Raw genomic sequence first — 18,681 nt, forward strand, 5'->3', positions numbered from 1 at the left:
ACAAAAAAGAACGCCAGACCACTATAAATGGTCTGGCGTTCAGCACTATCTCAACTCCAACTAGTATACCGCAAAGTTTTGAATTTAGCAAAGGCCGTTTTCGTTTTTTTAACGATCCTCGCTCATTTCTTTATATTTTCTTACGAAATAAATTAAAATTTGAATTGCCTTCAAGGCATGATAAAATAGTTAAGATTGAGTAATTGAAAGCAGGTCAACAAATTATGTCTGAAGAACCTCAAAATAACCAACAAACAACTAGCGCGGGATTTCAACCGTTGCGAAACACTAATAAAGAATCTAGTTCAAAAGATAAAATGATCGAGGGATCAGCCTGGATGACGGCGGGAAGTATTTTTTCTCGGATTCTGGGGGCAATCTACATAATTCCCTGGGTGATTTGGTTTGGTAGTATGAGTGATAACGCGAATGCGTTGTTTGCTAAGGGATATAATATTTATAGTTTTTTCCTAATTGCTGCGATTGCGGGGATTCCCTCTGCAATCGCCAAACAAGTTGCGCATTATAATACAATCAATGAGTTTGCGGTAGGACAACGACTGTATAAACGCGGGTTGTTACTATCCGGAGCCACTGGGATCATTTGCGCGTTAATTCTGTACTTTGGTGCACCGGTGCTTTCGAGTGGGGATGTGAATGTGATTCCTATTCTGCATTCGTTAGCCTGGGCAGTTTTGGTTATTCCCACAATGAGTTTAACCCGGGGCTTTTTCCAGGGGTATCAGGAAATGGCACCGTCTGCGATTTCGCAGTTTGTCGAACAGCTAGCCCGGGTAGTGTATATGTTAGTTACTGCGTTTCTAATTATGAAAGTGCAGCATGGTAATTGGGTCAGCGCAGTTTCGCAGTCTACGTTTGCAGCGTTTATTGGTGCCATTGGGGGAATGTTAGTGCTTGTTTTCTATTATTTGCGCCATCGCAGTCGTTTGCGAGAGTTAGCCCAAAATAGTAAACAAGAGTTAGCGATTCCAACAAAACAACTCTATAAAGAAATTATTGCACAAGCAACACCATTTATTATTATTGGCTCGGCAATCACCATTTTTCAACTGATTGATCAGTATTCATTCTTTAGTATTATGAACCACGTCTTCAACTATTCGACCTCACTTGTGAATACCCTTTACGCTGATTTTGCGTTTAACTCGAATAAATTAGTGATGATTGTTGTTTCTTTGGGCTCGGCAATGGCCATTACAGCTGTTCCAATGCTTTCAGAGGCAAAAACGCGTGGGGATAAACGGGAAATTAATAGCCAGATTACGGATGCTTTGTTACTATTTGCATTCTTTATGATTCCCGCAGCTTTAGGGATGGCAGCTGTAGCCCAACCGCTAAACACATTATTTTATCACTATGATGTAGTTGGGACTTCCATTTTGGAGGTCTCTGCCTACGTTTCCGTCATTCTAGGGCTCTTTACCGTCATCTCGGCAATTATGCAGGGGGTTTCCGAAAACGTGCGGGCAGTCGCTTATTTTGCGATTGGCGTGGTTGTGAAGCTTGTCCTTCAGTATCCGCTGGTCGCTTACTTAGGAGCGATGGGGCCAATCCTTTCGACAGGAATCGGATTTTGTGTGGTTAGTTGGCTGATCTTACGCCATTTAAATCAAGAATACGGAATTGGTTTTAAACGAATGAGTAAACCAATTTCTGGGATCCTCGGGTTTAGTTTATTGACATTTATTGTTGCTTTTGCAGTCGTTCGGCTGGCTTATTTGTTCTTGGATCCTTACAGCAAGATGATAGCAGTAGTCGTTTGTGTTTTAGCAGCTTGCCTAGGCGGTTTTGTCTATTTATACGCGACATTAAAGACAAGGTTGGCAGATGTCATGCTGGGATCCAGAGTGGAACGAATTCGACGATTATTGAGAATTCATTAAGGGGTGAATTATGCGAGTTGATAAGTTTTTACATCAAATGAACGTGGGCACACGAAATCAGATTACCCAACTGATCAAAAAAGGGAAGGTGACCTTAAATGCCCAGCGTGTCCGTAATGGGAAAACTCAATTAGATCCTGCCCAAGACTTAGTTAAACTGGGTGAACAAGAAATTAAGTATCAGGTTCACTATTATTATTTACTAAATAAGCCACTAGGTGTGATTTCGGCTTCGACTGATACTCACCAAAAAACAGTCATGGATATATTCAATAAATCAGATTATCGGCCGGATTTGTTTCCAGTCGGGCGCCTAGATAAAGATACAGAAGGATTATTGCTGATTACCAATGATGGCGACCTTGCACATAAATTATTGTCACCAGCTCATCATATTAAAAAAACCTATGAAGCAACGGTAACCGGAAAATTAGATGATGCAGTAATCGAGAAGTTTGCTAAGGGAATTGAACTAAAAGACGGGACCCAACTTTATCCGGCTCGGCTTGAAATTTTGGATTATAACAAGATGGAGGATACAACGACTATTCATGTTGAAATTCAAGAGGGCAAGTATCATCAGGTACGCAGAATGTTTGGTGCAGTAGGGCAAAAGGTTGTCAATCTACAGCGAATTCAGATGGGGCCCCTTTCTATTGACGAAGGGTTACTACCCGGAAATTATCGTGAACTAACTCAAACAGAAGTTGACGATTTACTAAAATTAACCGAATGAAATTAAATTAAAAGACTCCTTAGTGAATTTGAGAATTCGCTAGGAAGCCTTTTTTGCTGATTAGTCATTTTGGTTAGAAAATTGCGCCATCGTTTGAGGAATCTGTTTGATAAGTTGATGGGGTAAAACAACATACTGAGTTTTACCAAGTTGATCGGCAATGAAGCTGTGAAGATAAACAGCACTTAAAATACTCTTAGTTTCATTGTCAGAAAACTGAGTTACAAAAGCGCCAACCATGCCGGCCAGAGTGTCACCCATTCCACCAGTTGCCATTTCTGGGCCGCCGATTAAGAGCTGATAGGTTTCATGATTTGTATAAACTTCTGTGTGATGCTTTTTTAGGATTACCGTGGCATTTAGCTTTTGTTGAGCCGCATGATTATTTGCTTCTGATTGTTCCTTAATGGGAATACCAGATAGTCGTTGCCATTCCATTTCATGCGGGGTAAAGATAATGTGAGCCTGAGGTAGCACTAAATGATGGGTAGCAATTAAATCAATGGCCGAGCCATCAATTATCAGTTTTTGATTGGCTTGAATGTTTTGAAAAACAAATTGTAAAATTTCTAAAGAAGATGGCGTTTCACCGAGACCCGAACCAATCACGACACCATCCACTTTTTTTAGTATGGTCTGAATCGTTTGCTTATCAGTGAAATCAATCACCATGGTTTCAGGTAGTCGGGCGTGAAGGCTCGTAAAATTATGGGGGTCAGTTGCAGTCGTAACCAAACCACAACCTGAGTAAACGGCGGCACTACTCCCTAAAATAACTGCTCCCCCAAATTGGGCATTACCGCCAATGATTAATAATTTTCCAAACGAACCTTTATGGGTCTGTGTTGCCCGTTTTTTAATCGTTTCTTTTACTAACGTTTGTGTGATCGTCTGCATGGCATTATGCCTCCTTAGGGTTAGTATAACGAAAATAAGGCGATAATAAAAACAAGAAGAGCCTTTTACTATAAGATTTCGTAAACGCTTGCTATAATAAAGTTAAATAATCAGGAAGCGAGATGAGTCACATGCAAGATCAACAATATAAAAATATTTTGGTTGGGATTGACGGTTCAGAAACTTCAATGAGGGCTTTAGATAAGGCAATCGATGCAGCTAAACGAAATCAAGCAAAACTGTATATTGCTCAAGTTTTAAAACCACGGCAATCTTCAATAGGGCAGTCGTCATTAGGTTTTGGCGTTGTTGAAACTGATGTTGACGAAAATAATCGATTGAAAGAGCAACAGGAAACCATTGACGGAATTGTCGCGCGCGTTCAAGGCGAAGGTGTTGAACAAGTGACTGGCATTGTAAAAATTGGTAGTCCACACGAAGAATTGGCCAAAACGATTCAAAGGGAGAACCAAATTGATTTAATTTACATTGGGGCAACTGGCGCAAATCGGGTTGCACAAATGTTTTTGGGATCAAATTCGGCCTATATTTTGGAACACTCTTTGGCAGACGTCATGGTAGTTAGATAAAAATTTACAAATAAATTCAGAAAATTAATGGTGGAGCGATCATTTAAATAAGAAAACGACTGGTCCACTATTAGTTTACGCAAAAAAGAAAGCTGGTCTTATTAAACTAACCAAAAGAGAGGGGGAAAGCCGAGATTATCTCGGTTATTCAAATATGAAATTACTAATTGTACTGGAAAATGTAAAAATGGATGGTGTGAAACGGGCCGCAACGGTTGTAGGTAACGCACTCACCGAATATGTGGATGTGACTTACTACTCGTTAGAAGATGTGGCACCTTATTATGAACTGGATGCTGAATTAGTAATTGCAAAACGCCCAGCACCGGGACATATTCTAAATTATTTTGGTGAGAAGCCTTATGAAAGATACCAACCCCAAATTGAGGACTTATGTAATTATATTCAGGTTGAAAAATTTCAAACCGTTATTTTACCGGCAGGATTAACAACAAGTTTTGCTCCGTTAATTAAGACCCAAATTCCTGAAATTCATGTCATTGCGTGGATGCATAATAATTATAAAACTTATCTAACGCAGTATTATCAGTTAATGAAATCTGAATTTGTTCAGGGATTAAAAGCAGCGGATGTTGTGGTAGTGCTAACTGAATCTGATTATTTGAATTATCGCCAATTTAATAAAAATACGGTCAAAATTTATAACCCTCTCACAATCGTGGCTGAAGAACGAGCTGACTTAAAGGCTCACACCATTGCGTTTACGGCTCGTATTTCCATTCAACACAAAGGAATTGATTTTTTACTGGAGGCCGCCCAATATTTACCAGATGATTGGAAAATTGCCATGGCAGGAGAGGGTCCCGAATCGGAAATGAAGATCTTCAAACAATTGATCGCTCAATTTGATGTGGCAGATAAAATCATTTACCGTGGAGCGCTTAAAGACGAAGCCTTACAGGCCCATTATGAGACTGCCTCTATTTTTGTATCTACTTCGCGATGGGAAGGGATGCCCTTAGTCATTGGTGAAGCTATGGGATTTGGGTTGCCAATTGTTGCGATGGAAAACACAGGTTCAAAAGAATTCTTAGGAAAAAATGAATACGGAGTTTTAACTAAAGCAAAGGATGTTCCAGATTTTGTTGAATCCTTAAATAAGCTGATAATAAGCGAACCACTCAGACAGCTTTATGCTAAGAAGTCATGTGAACGGATTCGAAGCTCTTTTATGGTGGATACTATTATAAAACAATGGTTAACGATTCTTTCTTAAAAAAAGAAGTAAAAAATGAAAAATAGCATTGAAAACATTGCAAAACTTCGATATGGTATGAGTATAGCGTTTACAATTATAGTGAACTAGGAAAGTCGATGGTTTGAAATGTATAAATTAATAGTTAGTGATTTAGATGAAACTTTACTTAGCAGGGATGGAAGTATTTCTAATGAAAATATTGCTGCAATTAAGGCCGCTTCCGAAAAAGGTGTAAAATTTGTTCCTAATACAGGGAGAGGATTTGCCTCAGTTCAACCCTTATTGAAAAAGTTGTCCTTATTTCAAAAGCCTGATGAATTTGTGATTTCATACAATGGGGGTGCGATCATTGAAAATCAGGACAACCGTGTGTTACAGACAAATGAAATGACGTACGAAGAAGCCAAAGGTGTTTTTGATATTACATCGCAATATCCACACAATGATACACATGTTTATACATTAAATAAGTTGTATATTTATAATCCTCGTGAGGAAGATTTGGCTTATTTGAAGCCTCGTCATGTTGAGTATAAAATTATGACTGATAAGGATTTTTCAATTTTTAAAAACGAAAAAATTATGAAAGTCATCACGATGAATCCAGATGAAAAAGCTCTCCATCCAGTGCATGATAAGGTAATGACAGCTTTTGATAATCAATTAAACGCTAGTTATTCTTCTGGAATGTACGCCGAATTTAATCATTTGAGTACTGATAAAGGAACGGCCTCATTAGAGTTAGCCGAATCTTTGGGAATCAAAAAAGATGAAGTTTTGGCCTTAGGAGATAATAGCAATGATTTACCAATGCTGCGGAAAGTAGGGATGCCAGTTGTTGTGTCTAATGGGACAGATGAGGCGAAAAGTATCGCTAAATATGTGACTAAAAATAATTACAAAACTGGTGTGGCAGAAGCAATCCATAAGTTTGTTTTGGACTAAAATTTCAGGAACGGAGGTTTCTTATGCAAAAAGCAGCGATAATTGTTATTCCAGCTTTGCTTGCGATTGGGCTAATTTTGATAACTGAATTTGTTAAGTTGCCTTTTTGGCTTTTAGTTATCTTATGGATTCTCGGTTTTTTATTCGCGATGCTTTCAGTTGTCTTGATCGAATTAAAAATCAGAATGGCCGCTCTAAAACGGCACCAAGCGGAACAAGACGAAGAAGATCGACCTTAAAGTAAAAGAGGGATTATTATGTTTATGTCTACTGAAGAAGTGAATGCTGGGCACACAATCATCGACATTGTGTCAGCAACAAGTCGCATTATGTTATCGGCAGATGAAATTGATCAATATCAAATGTTTGATCAACTCATCGAAGAAACAAAGCAAAAATTAACCAAGCGCGCAGAATTGAAAGATGGCGATGGCTTGGTCGGGGTCCATTTTAATACGGAAATTGTTAATGTCAGTGTGGCACCAAAATTTCTGGTAGTTGTGGGTTACGGAACGGTTGTAAAGTTGGATGAGTAGTCTAAATTAAGAAAATATAAAAACGGCTAGGTCTTCTTGTATTAAAAGAAAATCGGCTCTTTGTCAAATCCTGTTGATAGATGAATTTGGGACACTGTTAGAAGTTATGCAACTTCTAACAGTGTCTTTTTGTTTGGTTTGGTTCTCATTTGTTGTAATTTAACTCTTGAAACTAAGTGGTGATAATTTCGGAAACCGAAGGCAGTTCTTTGAATTTGCTTAATCATTCTATTGATCCCTTCAATTGGACCATTAGAATACTTTGATTCACTGGCATTGAGGACTATTTCAAGATTCTTTTTAAATGTGGTTAAAACATCTTTCATTTGCGAGCTAAGCTTATCGTTGTTATATAAATATTGAACAAGACCATCTTTGTCGTGATTTTTAAGACATATCATAATGCCTTGCATGGCGTTATAAGTATTTAACAGTCTTTCATCAACATCTAGACCTAACTGAACTCTTTCGAGTTGAGTTACTTGTTTCCTAAGGTGTCGATCGAAAAATGTTTTTTTAATCTCAAGCTCATCGAAGTGTTTTAAATAAAGTTTCCAGGAGAATTTAAGCATCCGATATTCCTTGGATTGTTTCTTGTATTCTTTCATAATTTGAACGCGACTTTGGTTAAAAGATCTAGTCATCATCGCAACAATATGAAAACGATCGACAATTATTTTGGCATTTGGAAATACCAATCTGGCGATATCTTGATAGTAACTATTAAGGTCCAGAGAAACTGTCTTTACTTGCTTTCTAGCGGTGCTGTCAAACTTATTAAAGTAATCAATAATAGTTTGTTTAAAGCGATCCGGTAGGATCTGTTGAATTTCATGATCACCATCACCGTTAATACAAAGAAAGTGGAAATCGCCGCCAACACCACGAAATTCATCCATAGATAAGTGCTCAGGTAAAGAATGATAATTTCTCCGAAATAGATCATCATAGTTGTCTAAATAGCGACAAACGGTACTGGGAGAAACACTATTGTCTAAAGCAATACTAGTCTGAGTACGATCATCCTGAAGATGCATGAATATTTTTTGTCTGGTAGCTTTGGAAATATTACAATACTTATTGACGAGGTCTGTTGTTGCCATTACCGAGTTTCCACAATTTTTACAGATTAATCGTTCTTTATGAAGTTCAAGATAGACGGGCTCACTAGCGTTGGCCGACGGATATGAAACGCGTGACACATAGTGTCCGTTATGACTAAAGTTTTCAAAACCACATTGAGGACACCTTGTATAAGTGGCTTTTACATTGGCAACATAGACTTTAGCAGGTTTTGATTTTATGAATTGATGCTTATAACTGAAAAAAATAACATTTGGGTCTTTAATACTGAGTGAAAATTTTATATTATTATCTATAGGGTTCATGGTTTCTCACATCCTTTGATGATGCTGTAGTGGGTGGATTTTTTTGTGTGTGGGGACCTGTGGGCCTCTTTTTTTTTCAAAAAAATCCTGTTAATAGATTACCACATTGGTAGTTCATCAACAGGAAAAAGTATAGAGCCAGAAAATCTAGCCGTTTTTATGATGTTTTTATATGCCCCAGGCAGGATTCGAACCTGTACATGGTTGCCCATACAGCGACCTGAACGCTGCGCGTCTGCCAGTTCCGCCACTGGGGCAAACAACACTAATCATTTTACACTATATTCTGAAAAATGGAAAGCCTCTCCAAACAACTAAGCGCCTCAAAATTTCCTTCAAATCAGCATGTTTTGTTTGTCTTGAATTTGTTAACATAATAATATATTTTTCTCTAAATTTAGCGTGGAAATATGGTATGATTATTCCTGCATGTTTGTAGCTATTGGGTTAGGTGTAATTAAAAGAATGGTTGTAATCAATGATTTTAGCCATTTAGTACAAAAAACATAATTTTAGTTAAAACACAAGATGTTGTATGCAAATGATTTATGCTATACTGAATATTGATTAAAGATAAAGAGGGGCCTTGTATGGTGATAATTACAGCAGGAATGATAGGTGTTGGAAAGACAACATTAACTGGAAAGATTGCAGAACACTACGGATCAAAAGCATTTTATGAACCAGTGGGGGACAATCCCGTTTTACCACTTTATTATTCTGACCAAAAAAGTTACGGGTTTTTACTACAAATTTATTTCTTGAACAAGCGATTTGCGATGATCAAAAAGGCACTTTCCGATGATAATAATGTCTTGGATCGTTCAATTTATGAAGATGCTTTATTTACACGAGAAAATAATAAAGAGGGAAACATTACAGATACTGAATTTGGTGTCTATACAAGTCTCATTGATAATATGATGAATGAGCTAAATGACCTTCCAAAAAAAGCACCAGATTTGATGGTGTATGCCGAAACTGATTTCGAGACGATCTTATATCGTATAAAAAAACGAGGCCGCGATTATGAACAGTTTGATAATAATCCAGATCTCGAAGATTATTATCGCAAAATGTGGTTGGCTTATAAGGACTGGTATGAAGAGTATGATGCAAGCCCAAAAATTAAAATTGATTTACAAAAGTATGATCTAGAAAATCCCAAGAACGTTGATGCTGTCTTAGGGCAGATTGATGCAGCTTTAGAAAAAATTCGCGCGCCTAAGAGTGTTGAAGAAGCAATTTAGCGTAATTAAAAAGTTATTCATAATCGATTTTTATAAAAATCGGTTATGGATAACTTTTTTGTTTAATTATTTTTTTGTTCAGCAATGATTTGTTTTAATTGAGTACTATTTCGGTGAGCTAACAGGGCCCAGAGAATGGTTACCGTATCAACAACTTCTTGGAAAAGAGCACCCAAGAGCGCTGGGATAATTCCGGTCGCCGCAATCAACATTAACCCGATACAAATGAAAATACCAATCAACACGGATTGTTTAGCAATTCTCATTGTATATTTTGAAATGCTAAGGGCCCGCGCGACCCGACCCAAATCGTCTTTCAAAATGACAATGTCTGCTGATTCACTTGCAGCTGTTGAACCACGAGCACCCATGGCAATCCCGACATCAGCTACCGTTAGAGAGGGCGCATCATTCACACCATCACCAACCATTGTGACAGGCCGCAAATGGTCTTCTTGGTCCTTTAAAATGGTAATTTTATCTTCAGGCAGACATTCGGCATAGACTTTTGAAATTCCAATTTGTTTACCAACAGCATCAGCGGTAGCTTTTTGATCACCACTGATCATTAATGTGTTTTGAATTCCTAATTTGTTTAGCTGTGAAATTGTGACGGCAGCTTCAGGTCTGATTTGGTCGGAGAATGTAATATACCCAGCAAATTGATCGTCAATTGCGACAAAAATCGCAGTCTGGCTTGGTGAATCAAAATTCTGATCAGTGACAAACTTTTTCCGACCAATTTTTATCTGGTGATCATCCACTTGAGCCGTGACCCCCATTCCAGTGACCTCTTTAATATGTGAGACTGGCATTAAACTGTGTGGATCACTGGCCTTTACGATTGAACGAGCTAGAATATGGCTTGATTGTTGTTCAGCACTAGCGGTTAAGCTTAGAAATTCTGTTTCTGAAAATGGGGGAAGATTCTTAATCTTGTCAATTGCTAAAATACCCTTTGTTAAAGTACCTGTTTTATCAAACGCAATGGTCTTAGTTGTGGCTAGTTTTTCAATAGCTGTACCATTTTTTATAATAATCCCGTTTCGGTTAGCACTACTCATACCAGAAACAAGGGCAATCGGTGCGGCTAAAATGAGGGGACAAGGTGAGGCCACAACCAAAACCTCAGCAAAACGAACAGGATCTTTTGAAACAAACCAAGCAACACCCGCGATGAGATAAGAAACAAGGGTGAATGGAATTGCATAACGATCAGCTAAACGAACAAAATGAGCTGGTTGTGCTTCTGAATTTTTGACAAGTTTGACAATTGTTTGATATTGGCTATCTGCTGCGAGTTTTGTGACTTTCATTGTCACTGCCCCATCGCCATTTACAGATCCCGACATTAAGTCGTCCCCAAGACTTTTATTGGCCGGTTTAGATTCACCGGTAAGCGAAGATTCATCAAAAATGGAAGTTCCTGATAAAATCACACCATCAACTGGGACGACTTCACCAGGTTTAACAACGACTTGATCATTCACTAATACTTCATCTACCGGTTTGACGGTTAAATGTTCGTTCATTAAAACGTTCGCTGTTTGTGGAGAATTATCTAGAAGGGTTTGTAATTCCTTACCTGCCTTGTGAGCGGCATAGTCTTCCAGAGAATCTCCGCCAGTTAGCATAACCAGGACCACGATACTTGCCCAATATTCACCAACCGCTAAAGTAGCAATAATCGCTGTAATGGCCAATAAATCTACACCATATTTACCTGCACGAAGAGTTTTGATCATTTCTAACAACATTGAAAAAGAAATGACAATTCCGACGGCTGTAATGATAATTTGTGCCGCTAAGGGGAAATGAAAAATGAATTCTAAAATTAATGCTAAAATACCTAGCCCTAAAACTAATGCGAATTTGGTGGAATGTTTCATAAATAAGCAGCTCCTCTGTATTTAGAATGATTCTAAATACATTATAAGCGTAGTTGTTCAAAAATACCAGCCAGATAATTATTTATTTTGTTTGTTGAGCTTTAGAGAAAATACTGGGATAACCGGTAAAATATGAATGATAAACATGGCTAAAAATGTCCAGTTATAGCCAAATCCGGTAATAAAGTAGCCACCCAAAAGTGGTCCTAAGGCACGACCCATAGAACCAGCAAAACTACCTAGTGATTGGATGGTGCCACGATTATGATCTTCTGCATAACGGTTTAAAACGGCTGGGATGGCGATTAATGCCAGCATTTCACCCAACGTGACCATGGTGATGCCTGCCACAAAGCGCCAATAACTTTCAGCGTTGACGATGAATAAGTAAGAACAGGCAAAAGCTAAGAGGCCTAGAATTATCCGCTTTTTTTCAGATTTAAAACTTGGCTTAAAGAAACGATTCATAAAGGGCTGTATTAAAATAACTTCAATTGTGCTGATTGTGAAGAGCATGCTGTATTTAGGAATGGAAATGTGTTTTGCCACCATTAAGACTGAAACATTACTGTTCCATTGTTCGTAACAAATCCAGATAATAATCATAACTAGACAAATGAGGATCACATTTAGAAAAGAATGATCAGTTTTGGGTTTAATATCTGTTACTGATTCAGTTTTCTCATGTTTTTTTATAGGATGAAAGGTAAGTCGGATGATTAGTGTAGTTAGTAGAAAAAGAATGGCAGAGCTGAAAAAAACGACGCGGATATTAATTCCAAAAAGAATACCAGATAAGAAAGTTGCAAATCCCATCCCTAAACTAGCGAACCAGTAACCGTTATTAAAAATATTTGGATCAAAAACTTGTAAAAAGGCAATATAACCATTAATTGACGAATTTAGGCCACCTAAAAAGAGCCCATATAACGTGATCAAAACAGGATAGATAGGCCATTGCGGAAAAATACCAACCAATAGGAGAGCCAAAACAATTCCTGAGCCACAGATATACATGAGTGGTAATTGTTTCCAACTATCAAATAGTTTTCCACCGATTAAATTACCGACCATCATGGCACCAGAAAAACAAAACAAGACGTAACCCGCCGTAACTAAACTTTTATTTAAGGTACCATGGATATAAAGCGTTGTGATTGGCATGATAAGGCCAATGCCCATGTTGACAAGCATATTTGTAAGAAGAACGAATTTATTTTTCAAATTTTTCAACACACTTTCTAATTTTTTACTTATTTCGCTCATAAAGTATTAATAATACTATTGCATATCAACTTTTTTAATTCAAATCTTTTTAAGAGCCAAAGCAAATCCAGGCTGAAGGGGTGTGTGTGGAAATAATCAATTTTAAATGTTAAAAGTTGATTAGAAGCCCACAAGATTTTACTTGTGCCAGCAATGAAAAAAGAAAGCCATTAAAAGTTTGCAAAGACACTAAGAGTTTTTGGCTGTGGTAGTATTATAGCCGTAAATTTGGTAAAATATTTCTGTTACGGTAATTTAAAAAATATCGGATAAAAATCGAAAAATAACTTTATTTAAAAATTAATTAATTGAGGGGTCTATATAAATTATGTGTGGATTTGTGGGGTACTTAAATCAAACTGACGTCGACACTGACGTGATCAAATCAATGGCAGATCGGATCAAGCATCGTGGACCTGATGACGAAGCCTATTTTCAAAATGAAGATGCATCATTAGGGTTCAGACGTTTGTCAATTATTGATTTAGCACATGGAAAACAACCAATGCTAAATGCAACTAAGACGAAAGTTTTGACTTTTAATGGTGAAATCTATAATTATCAAGAAATTCGTGAAGAATTAAAAGCACTTGGCTACAAATTCCAGACCGATGTGGATTCTGAAGTGTTGATTCATGGATATGATGCTTGGGGACCTGAATTATTGCAGAAGCTACGAGGAATGTATGCTTTTGTTATTTATGACATGGAGAAAAAAGAAGTCTTTGGGGCACGTGACCATTTCGGAATCAAGCCACTTTATTATTATGATGACGGGACTTCTTTCCTTTGGGGATCAGAAATTAAAGCCTTTTTGGATCATCCAAAGTTTGTAAAAGAGTTTAACGAACGTCTGTTACCAATTCATCTGAGTTTTGAATTTATTCCTTCAAAAGAAACGATGTTTAAAAACGTGTTTAAGCTTTTACCAGGAACATACTTTTTGCATAAAAATGGTAAAACAGAAACTCATACTTACTACAAGTTTAATTATGACCACATTGATAATTCACAAACCGTCGAAGGGGACGCTAAACAAATTCGCGGAATTGTGAAAGATTCAGTAAAAGCTCATATGATTGCCGATGTTGAAGTGGGAAGCTTTTTATCAAGCGGGATCGATTCCAGCTATGTGTTAGCAGAGGCTGCAAAGCTTAAGCCAATTCAATCTTTCTCGTTAGGATTTAACGATTCTAAATATAGTGAACTAAGTTATTCAACTGAGTTTGCTAAAGAGATTCATCAACAAAACACGCCCTTAACTATGGATGGCGATGATTATTTTGATATTTTGCCAACTATCATGTATTACATGGACGAACCACTTTCTAATCCTTCTGCTATGCAGTTGTATTACCTTTCAAAAGGAACTAGGGAGCATGTGAAGGTGGCGTTATCTGGCGAAGGGGCTGATGAATTTTTCGGGGGCTATAATACCTATTTAGAGGCCTTTCCATTTGAGAGATATCAAAAATGGGTTCCTCAGTTTGTTCGCACGGGGTTAGCAAAATTAGTTCAAAATCTTCCTCGTTTTCACGGTAAACGGTTCTTAGTGCGTGGTGCCGAGCCGTTAAGTGAACGCTATTACCGAGTTAATTATGTGTTTGATAAGCATGAACGCGATGAAATTTTGCGTGATCCAAGCATTAACGTGGATTCTGGAGAGTATACGAAACATATTTTTGATGAAGTTAAAGGCAAAGATGAAATGACCCAAATGCAATACTTCGATATTAATACTTGGTTGCCGTTTGATATCTTGCATAAAGCCGATCGTATGAGTATGGCGAACTCTTTAGAAGTCCGGACTCCATTAGTAGACAAAGAAGTGGCGAAGTTTGCGGCTACGATGCCAGTTAATACCCGAATTCATAAGGATGAAACTAAAATTTCATTGAGAACGGCAGCTGAAAGTGAATTGCCTGAACGAGTCGCTAAAAAAGAAAAGATGGGCTTTCCATCTCCAATTGCCAGTTGGATTAAAGAAGATAAATATCGTAAACGGATCGAAACAGCTTTTAATTCTGATGTAGCCAAGAAATTCTTTAAGCCGGAAGCATTGATGCATATTTTGCATGAACATATTAATGGCAAATCCAGTATGCAAAAGATTTTCACGATTTATACGTTTATTTTGTGGTATGAAGTCTTTTTCCCAGAAAATACAACTGCTACAACAAGTAAGCTAGTTCATCGCACCCAGGTTTAAAAGTTGGAGATGAAAAAAATGGCACTTGAGATTGCCGAAATCACCACAATTTTAAAAGAACATCATTTACTGAAACAGATAGTAAATAATGTGGAAGGCGATCATCAAAAAATAACGGGAGTTAAGTATGATTCTCGTCGCGCCGGCGCCAATGATTTGTTCTTCTGTAAAGGTAATTTTAAACCTGCTTATTTGGAATATGCTCAGTCTCAAGGGGCAACCGTCTATATTGCGGAACAACTCTATGATAATGTACCCGCAATGTGTGGAATTATTGTCAGTAATGTTTCCAAGGCAATGGCTCTAATTGGGGCCGCTTATTACGGGTACCCGCAAAACGATTTATTTATTATTGCTTTTACAGGAACAAAAGGGAAAACAACTTCGGCCTATTATGCGCATAATATTCTTAAAGAAACGACTGAAGACAAAACGGCCTTATTTTCAACAATTGATCGGATTGTTGGTCCAAAACCGGAACAACAATTCAAGTCTGATTTAACGACTCCTGAATCACTAAATCTGTTTCATGATATGCGCGAAGCTGTTGACAGCGGCATGCACACCCTTGTGATGGAGGTCTCATCGCAAGCTTATTTGCGAAACCGCGTTTATGGTCTTCACTATGATGTTGGGGTCTTTTTGAACATTTCCCCAGATCATATTGGACGTAATGAACATCCGACTTTTGAAAATTATTTGCATTGCAAACTACAATTGCTTGTAAATTCAGAGGTATGCGTAATTAATGCTGAAACTGATCATTTTGAAGAAATCTATCAAGCAGCACGGGCAACCACGGATCCAGAAAAAATCTATTTATACAAAAAATCAGCTGCTAAACTTGCGGAAGAAGTTCCGATTGATTTTACTTTTCATAATGACCGCGATGATTTACAAGTAGATGAAATCGAATTGAAGTCACATACCAAGAAAGCAAAGACACTACAAATTGATGGACGTTATGTGCTAAGCATGCCTGGCGGCTACAATCAAAGTAACGCCACTGCTGCATTGATTACCGTTGGTGTCGCAGGTGTGACTTATGAACAAGCTCATGATCTCTTATCACAGGTTAAGGTCCCGGGACGGATGGAATCAATTCAGTCCAAGAAGCACGGGGTGATCTATGTAGACTATGCGCATAATTACGCAAGTATGAACGCTTTGCTCAGCTTTTTACGAAGCCAATATCCGAAGGGACGATTGATTGTTGTGGTTGGTAGCCCTGGTGATAAGGGGATTTCAAGGCGCAAAGGGTTTGGTAAGGCATTGACTGACCACGCAGACATCGCAATATTAACGGCTGATGATCCTGGTTTTGAAGATCCTGCCGACATTATTGAAGAAATTGATAGTTATGTGGATCATCAAAAAGTGCAAGTTGAAAAAGTAGTGGATCGCTATGAGGCCATTAAACGAGCAATTTTACTTAGTCATCCAGAAGATGTTGTTATTTTGGCGGCCAAGGGAGAAGATCCTTATCAAAAAGTTAAGGGTGTTGATACCCCTTGGCCAACGGACACAGTGGTAGCAAAAGAAGTTTTGAAAGGACTGGCATAATGGAGACGTCGAAAACTGATTTTATTCCCATTTTATTGGGAAGTGACTTTAATGCTTATGGGATGGCTCGTTCTTTTTATAAAATGACGGGTAAAAAGGTTAAAGCATTTGCGGAGATGCAATTAGCACCAACGCGTTTTACAAAAATTGTTGATTTAGAATTAATTCCGGGGTTCTCGGAAGATCCTGATTTTTTTGAAGCCATGAAGAAAATTGCCAAGCGTTATGAAAATCGACCCGAAAAAGTTATTTTACTTGGAATGGGCGATGGCTATGCAGAGCTTATTTCTAAACATAAAGAAGAACTTTCCAAAACTTTTATTTGTCCTTATGTCGACTATGACCTATTACGTAAGTTAAATAATAAAGAACGTTTTTATAAAATCTGTGATGAATTTGATTTGCCTTATCCCAAAACAAAGATTATTACAAAAGCGGAGTATGAAAGTCCAGAACCAATTGAAGAGCCTTTTGATTTTCCAGTCGCTTTAAAGCCTGCAAACAGTGTGGAGTGGTTAGATATCCATTTTGAAGGTCGCAAGAAGGCTTTTCGAATTCAGTCCAGAGCTGAGTTTGATGAAATTGTCGGTAAAATTTACGACAATGGCTATACATCTGATCTGATTTTGCAGGATTTTGTTCCAGGTGATGATAGTAATATGCGAGTATTGAATGCATATGTTGATCAAAATCATAAAGTAAAAATGATGTGTCTAGGACATCCGTTGCTTGAAGATGCAGCTCCTTCTGCCATTGGAAATTATGTGGCCATTTTACCTGAATATAACGCAACAATTTATAAAACGATCCAAGACTTTTTGGAAAAAATCGAATTTACCGGATATGCTAATTTTGATTTGAAATATGATTCACGTGATCAGACCTTTAAGCTGTTTGAGATTAATTTACGGCAAGGACGTAGCAGTTTCTTTGTGACATTAAATGGTTACAATTTGGCTAAATGGGTTGTAGATGATTATGTGACTGAGGATTTGACCAATAAACCAACAGTTTATGCTAATCGGGATGAAAAAATGCACCAGTTGTGGTTGGGTGTTCCCATTAGAGTATTTAAAAAATACACGCGTGATAATCAGGATAAGCAGACTGCATTACGCTTGATTAAACAAAAGCGTTATGGGATGACGGCCTTTTATGCAAAGGACATGAATCTAAAACGATGGACACTTTTAACGTGGATGAATCATAATTATGCGAAAAACTTCGATCGTTATTTTGAAGAAAATAAGGGATGAATTAAATGAAAGACTTTTTTACGATTATTGGTGGAATGGGGACTCCAGCAACCGAGAGTTATTTACGTTTATTAAATAAACGGACTCCAGCTCATCGAGATCAAGATTATTTTAATTATATTTTAGTAAATCACGCAACAGTTCCAGATCGATCAACTTATCTGATGGATCATTCACAACCAAGCCCGTTGCCTGATTTACTGGAAGATATTCAACAGCAAACTTTGTTGAAACCAAGCTTTTTTGTAATTGCTTGTAACACGGCTCATTATTTTTATGATGATTTACAAGCAGCTACGAAAGTGCCGATTGTGCATATGCCCCGAGAAACAGTTAATGATATCAAAAAGAACTATCCCAATGCTAAACGGATAGGGGTCATCGGAACTAAGGGAACAACCACAGATGGCATTTATGATCGTGAATTGGAACGACAAAATTTAAAAGTTGTTAAGCCAACTGAAGAAATTCAACGATTAACAACTCAATTAATCTTTGACGACATAAAAAATCAAAACAAGGTTGATGGGGAGCTTTTCCATACGATCATTAAAAAGATGGTTGAAGAACAAGATGCCGAAGTTGTTATTTTGGGGTGTACAGAACTGTCTTATGCGCAAGAGTTGGCACCTGAAACAACTTTTCCAATTGCTGATTCGCAATCTATTTTGGTTGATAAATCAATTGAAATGGCCGATAAATTACGAAAATAGATTTAAAAAGAAAATAGGTAATAGTGTGTCCTTTAGGCTTAATAGAGCAAATCAGCCATGACAAAAGGGACCCAATATGCTATACTTATTTTTGTATTTGCGGGCATAGTTTAGTGGTAAAATTCAAGCTTCCCAAGCTTGCGTCGCGGGTCCGATTCCCGTTGCCCGCTTTCCATAAAAGAGTAGTACTTGATCAGTTTCTTTAAAGCAAGTTCGGAATGATGTGAGCCGAATAAGAGATCTCAGGGAACGTACTTTTATGTTACAACTAAAGAAATTGAGTGGATTTTTAAAATCAATTAGAGTGGTACCGCGGGTGA

16 protein-coding genes and 2 tRNA genes are annotated in these 18,681 nt (G+C 37.7%); 13 read left to right on the plus strand and 5 right to left on the minus strand.

What is annotated here, in order from left to right; translation table 11 throughout:
* Positions 1–224: 224 nt before the first annotated feature.
* Both PI20285_RS03175 and PI20285_RS03180 read left to right on the plus strand, forming a co-directional pair.
* A complete protein-coding gene (locus PI20285_RS03175) occupies positions 225–1,904 on the plus strand; it encodes a putative polysaccharide biosynthesis protein (protein ID WP_057774858.1) in 1,680 nt (559 codons plus the stop codon).
* 10 nt (positions 1,905–1,914) lie between these two features.
* Complete coding sequence (locus PI20285_RS03180) at positions 1,915–2,640, plus strand: pseudouridine synthase (RefSeq protein WP_057774855.1); 726 nt, start codon at positions 1,915–1,917, stop codon at positions 2,638–2,640.
* A gap of 60 nt (positions 2,641–2,700) precedes the next feature.
* On the opposite strand, the gene PI20285_RS03185 is transcribed toward PI20285_RS03180, so the two are convergent.
* The gene (locus PI20285_RS03185; RefSeq protein ID WP_057774852.1) at positions 2,701–3,537 is read right to left on the minus strand and encodes an NAD(P)H-hydrate dehydratase; all 837 of its coding nucleotides are present in this window, start codon (positions 3,535–3,537) and stop codon (positions 2,701–2,703) included.
* A gap of 131 nt (positions 3,538–3,668) precedes the next feature.
* On the opposite strand from PI20285_RS03185, the gene PI20285_RS03190 reads away from it, so the two are divergent.
* The 5 genes from PI20285_RS03190 to PI20285_RS03210 all read left to right on the plus strand — a co-directional run bounded on the left by PI20285_RS03190 (position 3,669) and on the right by PI20285_RS03210 (position 6,827).
* Complete coding sequence (locus PI20285_RS03190; protein WP_057774849.1) at positions 3,669–4,127, plus strand: universal stress protein; 459 nt, start codon at positions 3,669–3,671, stop codon at positions 4,125–4,127.
* A 154-nt stretch (positions 4,128–4,281) separates the two neighbouring features.
* Positions 4,282–5,364, plus strand: a complete 1,083-nt coding sequence (locus PI20285_RS03195) for a glycosyltransferase (protein ID WP_057774846.1) — start codon at positions 4,282–4,284, stop codon at positions 5,362–5,364.
* A gap of 108 nt (positions 5,365–5,472) precedes the next feature.
* Positions 5,473–6,291 (plus strand): Cof-type HAD-IIB family hydrolase, encoded by an 819-nt coding sequence (locus tag PI20285_RS03200; RefSeq protein ID WP_057774843.1) that lies wholly within the window; start codon positions 5,473–5,475, stop codon positions 6,289–6,291.
* A 23-nt stretch (positions 6,292–6,314) separates the two neighbouring features.
* Entirely contained in the window at positions 6,315–6,530 is a 216-nt protein-coding gene (locus PI20285_RS03205) for a hypothetical protein (RefSeq protein ID WP_057774840.1), read from the plus strand.
* Between the two features lie 18 nt (positions 6,531–6,548).
* The gene (locus tag PI20285_RS03210) at positions 6,549–6,827 is read left to right on the plus strand and encodes a hypothetical protein (RefSeq protein WP_057774837.1); all 279 of its coding nucleotides are present in this window, start codon (positions 6,549–6,551) and stop codon (positions 6,825–6,827) included.
* A 104-nt stretch (positions 6,828–6,931) separates the two neighbouring features.
* Here the strand turns inward: PI20285_RS03210 and PI20285_RS03215 are convergent, their stop codons facing one another.
* Positions 6,932–8,215 carry an ISL3 family transposase gene (locus PI20285_RS03215; RefSeq protein WP_010620868.1) on the minus strand — a complete coding sequence of 428 codons (1,284 nt, stop codon included), beginning with the start codon at positions 8,213–8,215 and terminating at the stop codon, positions 6,932–6,934.
* Between the two features lie 173 nt (positions 8,216–8,388).
* A tRNA-Leu gene (locus PI20285_RS03220) sits at positions 8,389–8,472 on the minus strand.
* Positions 8,473–8,805: 333 nt separating this feature from the next.
* On the opposite strand from PI20285_RS03220, the gene PI20285_RS03225 reads away from it, so the two are divergent.
* Entirely contained in the window at positions 8,806–9,465 is a 660-nt protein-coding gene (locus PI20285_RS03225) for a deoxynucleoside kinase (RefSeq protein ID WP_057775055.1), read from the plus strand.
* A 62-nt stretch (positions 9,466–9,527) separates the two neighbouring features.
* On the opposite strand, the gene PI20285_RS03230 is transcribed toward PI20285_RS03225, so the two are convergent.
* Positions 9,528–11,354, minus strand: coding sequence for a heavy metal translocating P-type ATPase (locus tag PI20285_RS03230; protein WP_057775058.1), 1,827 nt, complete (start codon positions 11,352–11,354; stop codon positions 9,528–9,530).
* A 78-nt stretch (positions 11,355–11,432) separates the two neighbouring features.
* Complete coding sequence (locus PI20285_RS03235) at positions 11,433–12,620, minus strand: MFS transporter (protein ID WP_082623316.1); 1,188 nt, start codon at positions 12,618–12,620, stop codon at positions 11,433–11,435.
* A gap of 328 nt (positions 12,621–12,948) precedes the next feature.
* On the opposite strand from PI20285_RS03235, the gene asnB reads away from it, so the two are divergent.
* From asnB to PI20285_RS03260, 5 genes are all read left to right on the plus strand, one after another.
* Entirely contained in the window at positions 12,949–14,829 is a 1,881-nt protein-coding gene (gene asnB, locus PI20285_RS03240; protein ID WP_057775060.1) for an asparagine synthase (glutamine-hydrolyzing), read from the plus strand.
* Positions 14,830–14,847: 18 nt separating this feature from the next.
* Positions 14,848–16,392 (plus strand): UDP-N-acetylmuramoyl-L-alanyl-D-glutamate--2,6-diaminopimelate ligase, encoded by a 1,545-nt coding sequence (locus PI20285_RS03245; RefSeq protein WP_057775062.1) that lies wholly within the window; start codon positions 14,848–14,850, stop codon positions 16,390–16,392.
* The gene (locus PI20285_RS03250; RefSeq protein ID WP_057775065.1) at positions 16,392–17,648 is read left to right on the plus strand and encodes a carboxylate--amine ligase; all 1,257 of its coding nucleotides are present in this window, start codon (positions 16,392–16,394) and stop codon (positions 17,646–17,648) included. The genes PI20285_RS03245 and PI20285_RS03250 overlap by 1 nt, the downstream gene beginning before the upstream one ends.
* 5 nt (positions 17,649–17,653) lie before the next feature.
* The gene (locus tag PI20285_RS03255; protein ID WP_057775068.1) at positions 17,654–18,361 is read left to right on the plus strand and encodes an aspartate/glutamate racemase family protein; all 708 of its coding nucleotides are present in this window, start codon (positions 17,654–17,656) and stop codon (positions 18,359–18,361) included.
* Positions 18,362–18,460: 99 nt separating this feature from the next.
* Positions 18,461–18,531, plus strand: a tRNA-Gly gene (locus tag PI20285_RS03260).
* Positions 18,532–18,681: the final 150 nt, after the last annotated feature.

The sequence above is a fragment of the Pediococcus inopinatus genome, from assembly GCF_002982135.1.
GTDB lineage: Bacteria > Bacillota > Bacilli > Lactobacillales > Lactobacillaceae > Pediococcus > Pediococcus inopinatus.

Bases quoted from the DNA above. Each gene is read 5' to 3' on its own strand.
- PI20285_RS03175 (WP_057774858.1), top strand. From the start codon at position 225: ATGTCTGAAGAACCTCAAAATAACCAACAAACAACTAGCGCGGGATTT.
- PI20285_RS03180 (WP_057774855.1), top strand. From the start codon at position 1,915: ATGCGAGTTGATAAGTTTTTACATCAAATGAACGTGGGCACACGAAAT.
- PI20285_RS03185 (WP_057774852.1), bottom strand. From the start codon at position 3,537: ATGCAGACGATCACACAAACGTTAGTAAAAGAAACGATTAAAAAACGG.
- PI20285_RS03190 (WP_057774849.1), top strand. From the start codon at position 3,669: ATGCAAGATCAACAATATAAAAATATTTTGGTTGGGATTGACGGTTCA.
- PI20285_RS03195 (WP_057774846.1), top strand. From the start codon at position 4,282: ATGAAATTACTAATTGTACTGGAAAATGTAAAAATGGATGGTGTGAAA.
- PI20285_RS03200 (WP_057774843.1), top strand. From the start codon at position 5,473: ATGTATAAATTAATAGTTAGTGATTTAGATGAAACTTTACTTAGCAGG.
- PI20285_RS03205 (WP_057774840.1), top strand. From the start codon at position 6,315: ATGCAAAAAGCAGCGATAATTGTTATTCCAGCTTTGCTTGCGATTGGG.
- PI20285_RS03210 (WP_057774837.1), top strand. From the start codon at position 6,549: ATGTTTATGTCTACTGAAGAAGTGAATGCTGGGCACACAATCATCGAC.
- PI20285_RS03215 (WP_010620868.1), bottom strand. From the start codon at position 8,215: ATGAACCCTATAGATAATAATATAAAATTTTCACTCAGTATTAAAGAC.
- PI20285_RS03225 (WP_057775055.1), top strand. From the start codon at position 8,806: ATGGTGATAATTACAGCAGGAATGATAGGTGTTGGAAAGACAACATTA.
- PI20285_RS03230 (WP_057775058.1), bottom strand. From the start codon at position 11,354: ATGAAACATTCCACCAAATTCGCATTAGTTTTAGGGCTAGGTATTTTA.
- PI20285_RS03235 (WP_082623316.1), bottom strand. From the start codon at position 12,620: ATGAGCGAAATAAGTAAAAAATTAGAAAGTGTGTTGAAAAATTTGAAA.
- asnB (WP_057775060.1), top strand. From the start codon at position 12,949: ATGTGTGGATTTGTGGGGTACTTAAATCAAACTGACGTCGACACTGAC.
- PI20285_RS03245 (WP_057775062.1), top strand. From the start codon at position 14,848: ATGGCACTTGAGATTGCCGAAATCACCACAATTTTAAAAGAACATCAT.
- PI20285_RS03250 (WP_057775065.1), top strand. From the start codon at position 16,392: ATGGAGACGTCGAAAACTGATTTTATTCCCATTTTATTGGGAAGTGAC.
- PI20285_RS03255 (WP_057775068.1), top strand. From the start codon at position 17,654: ATGAAAGACTTTTTTACGATTATTGGTGGAATGGGGACTCCAGCAACC.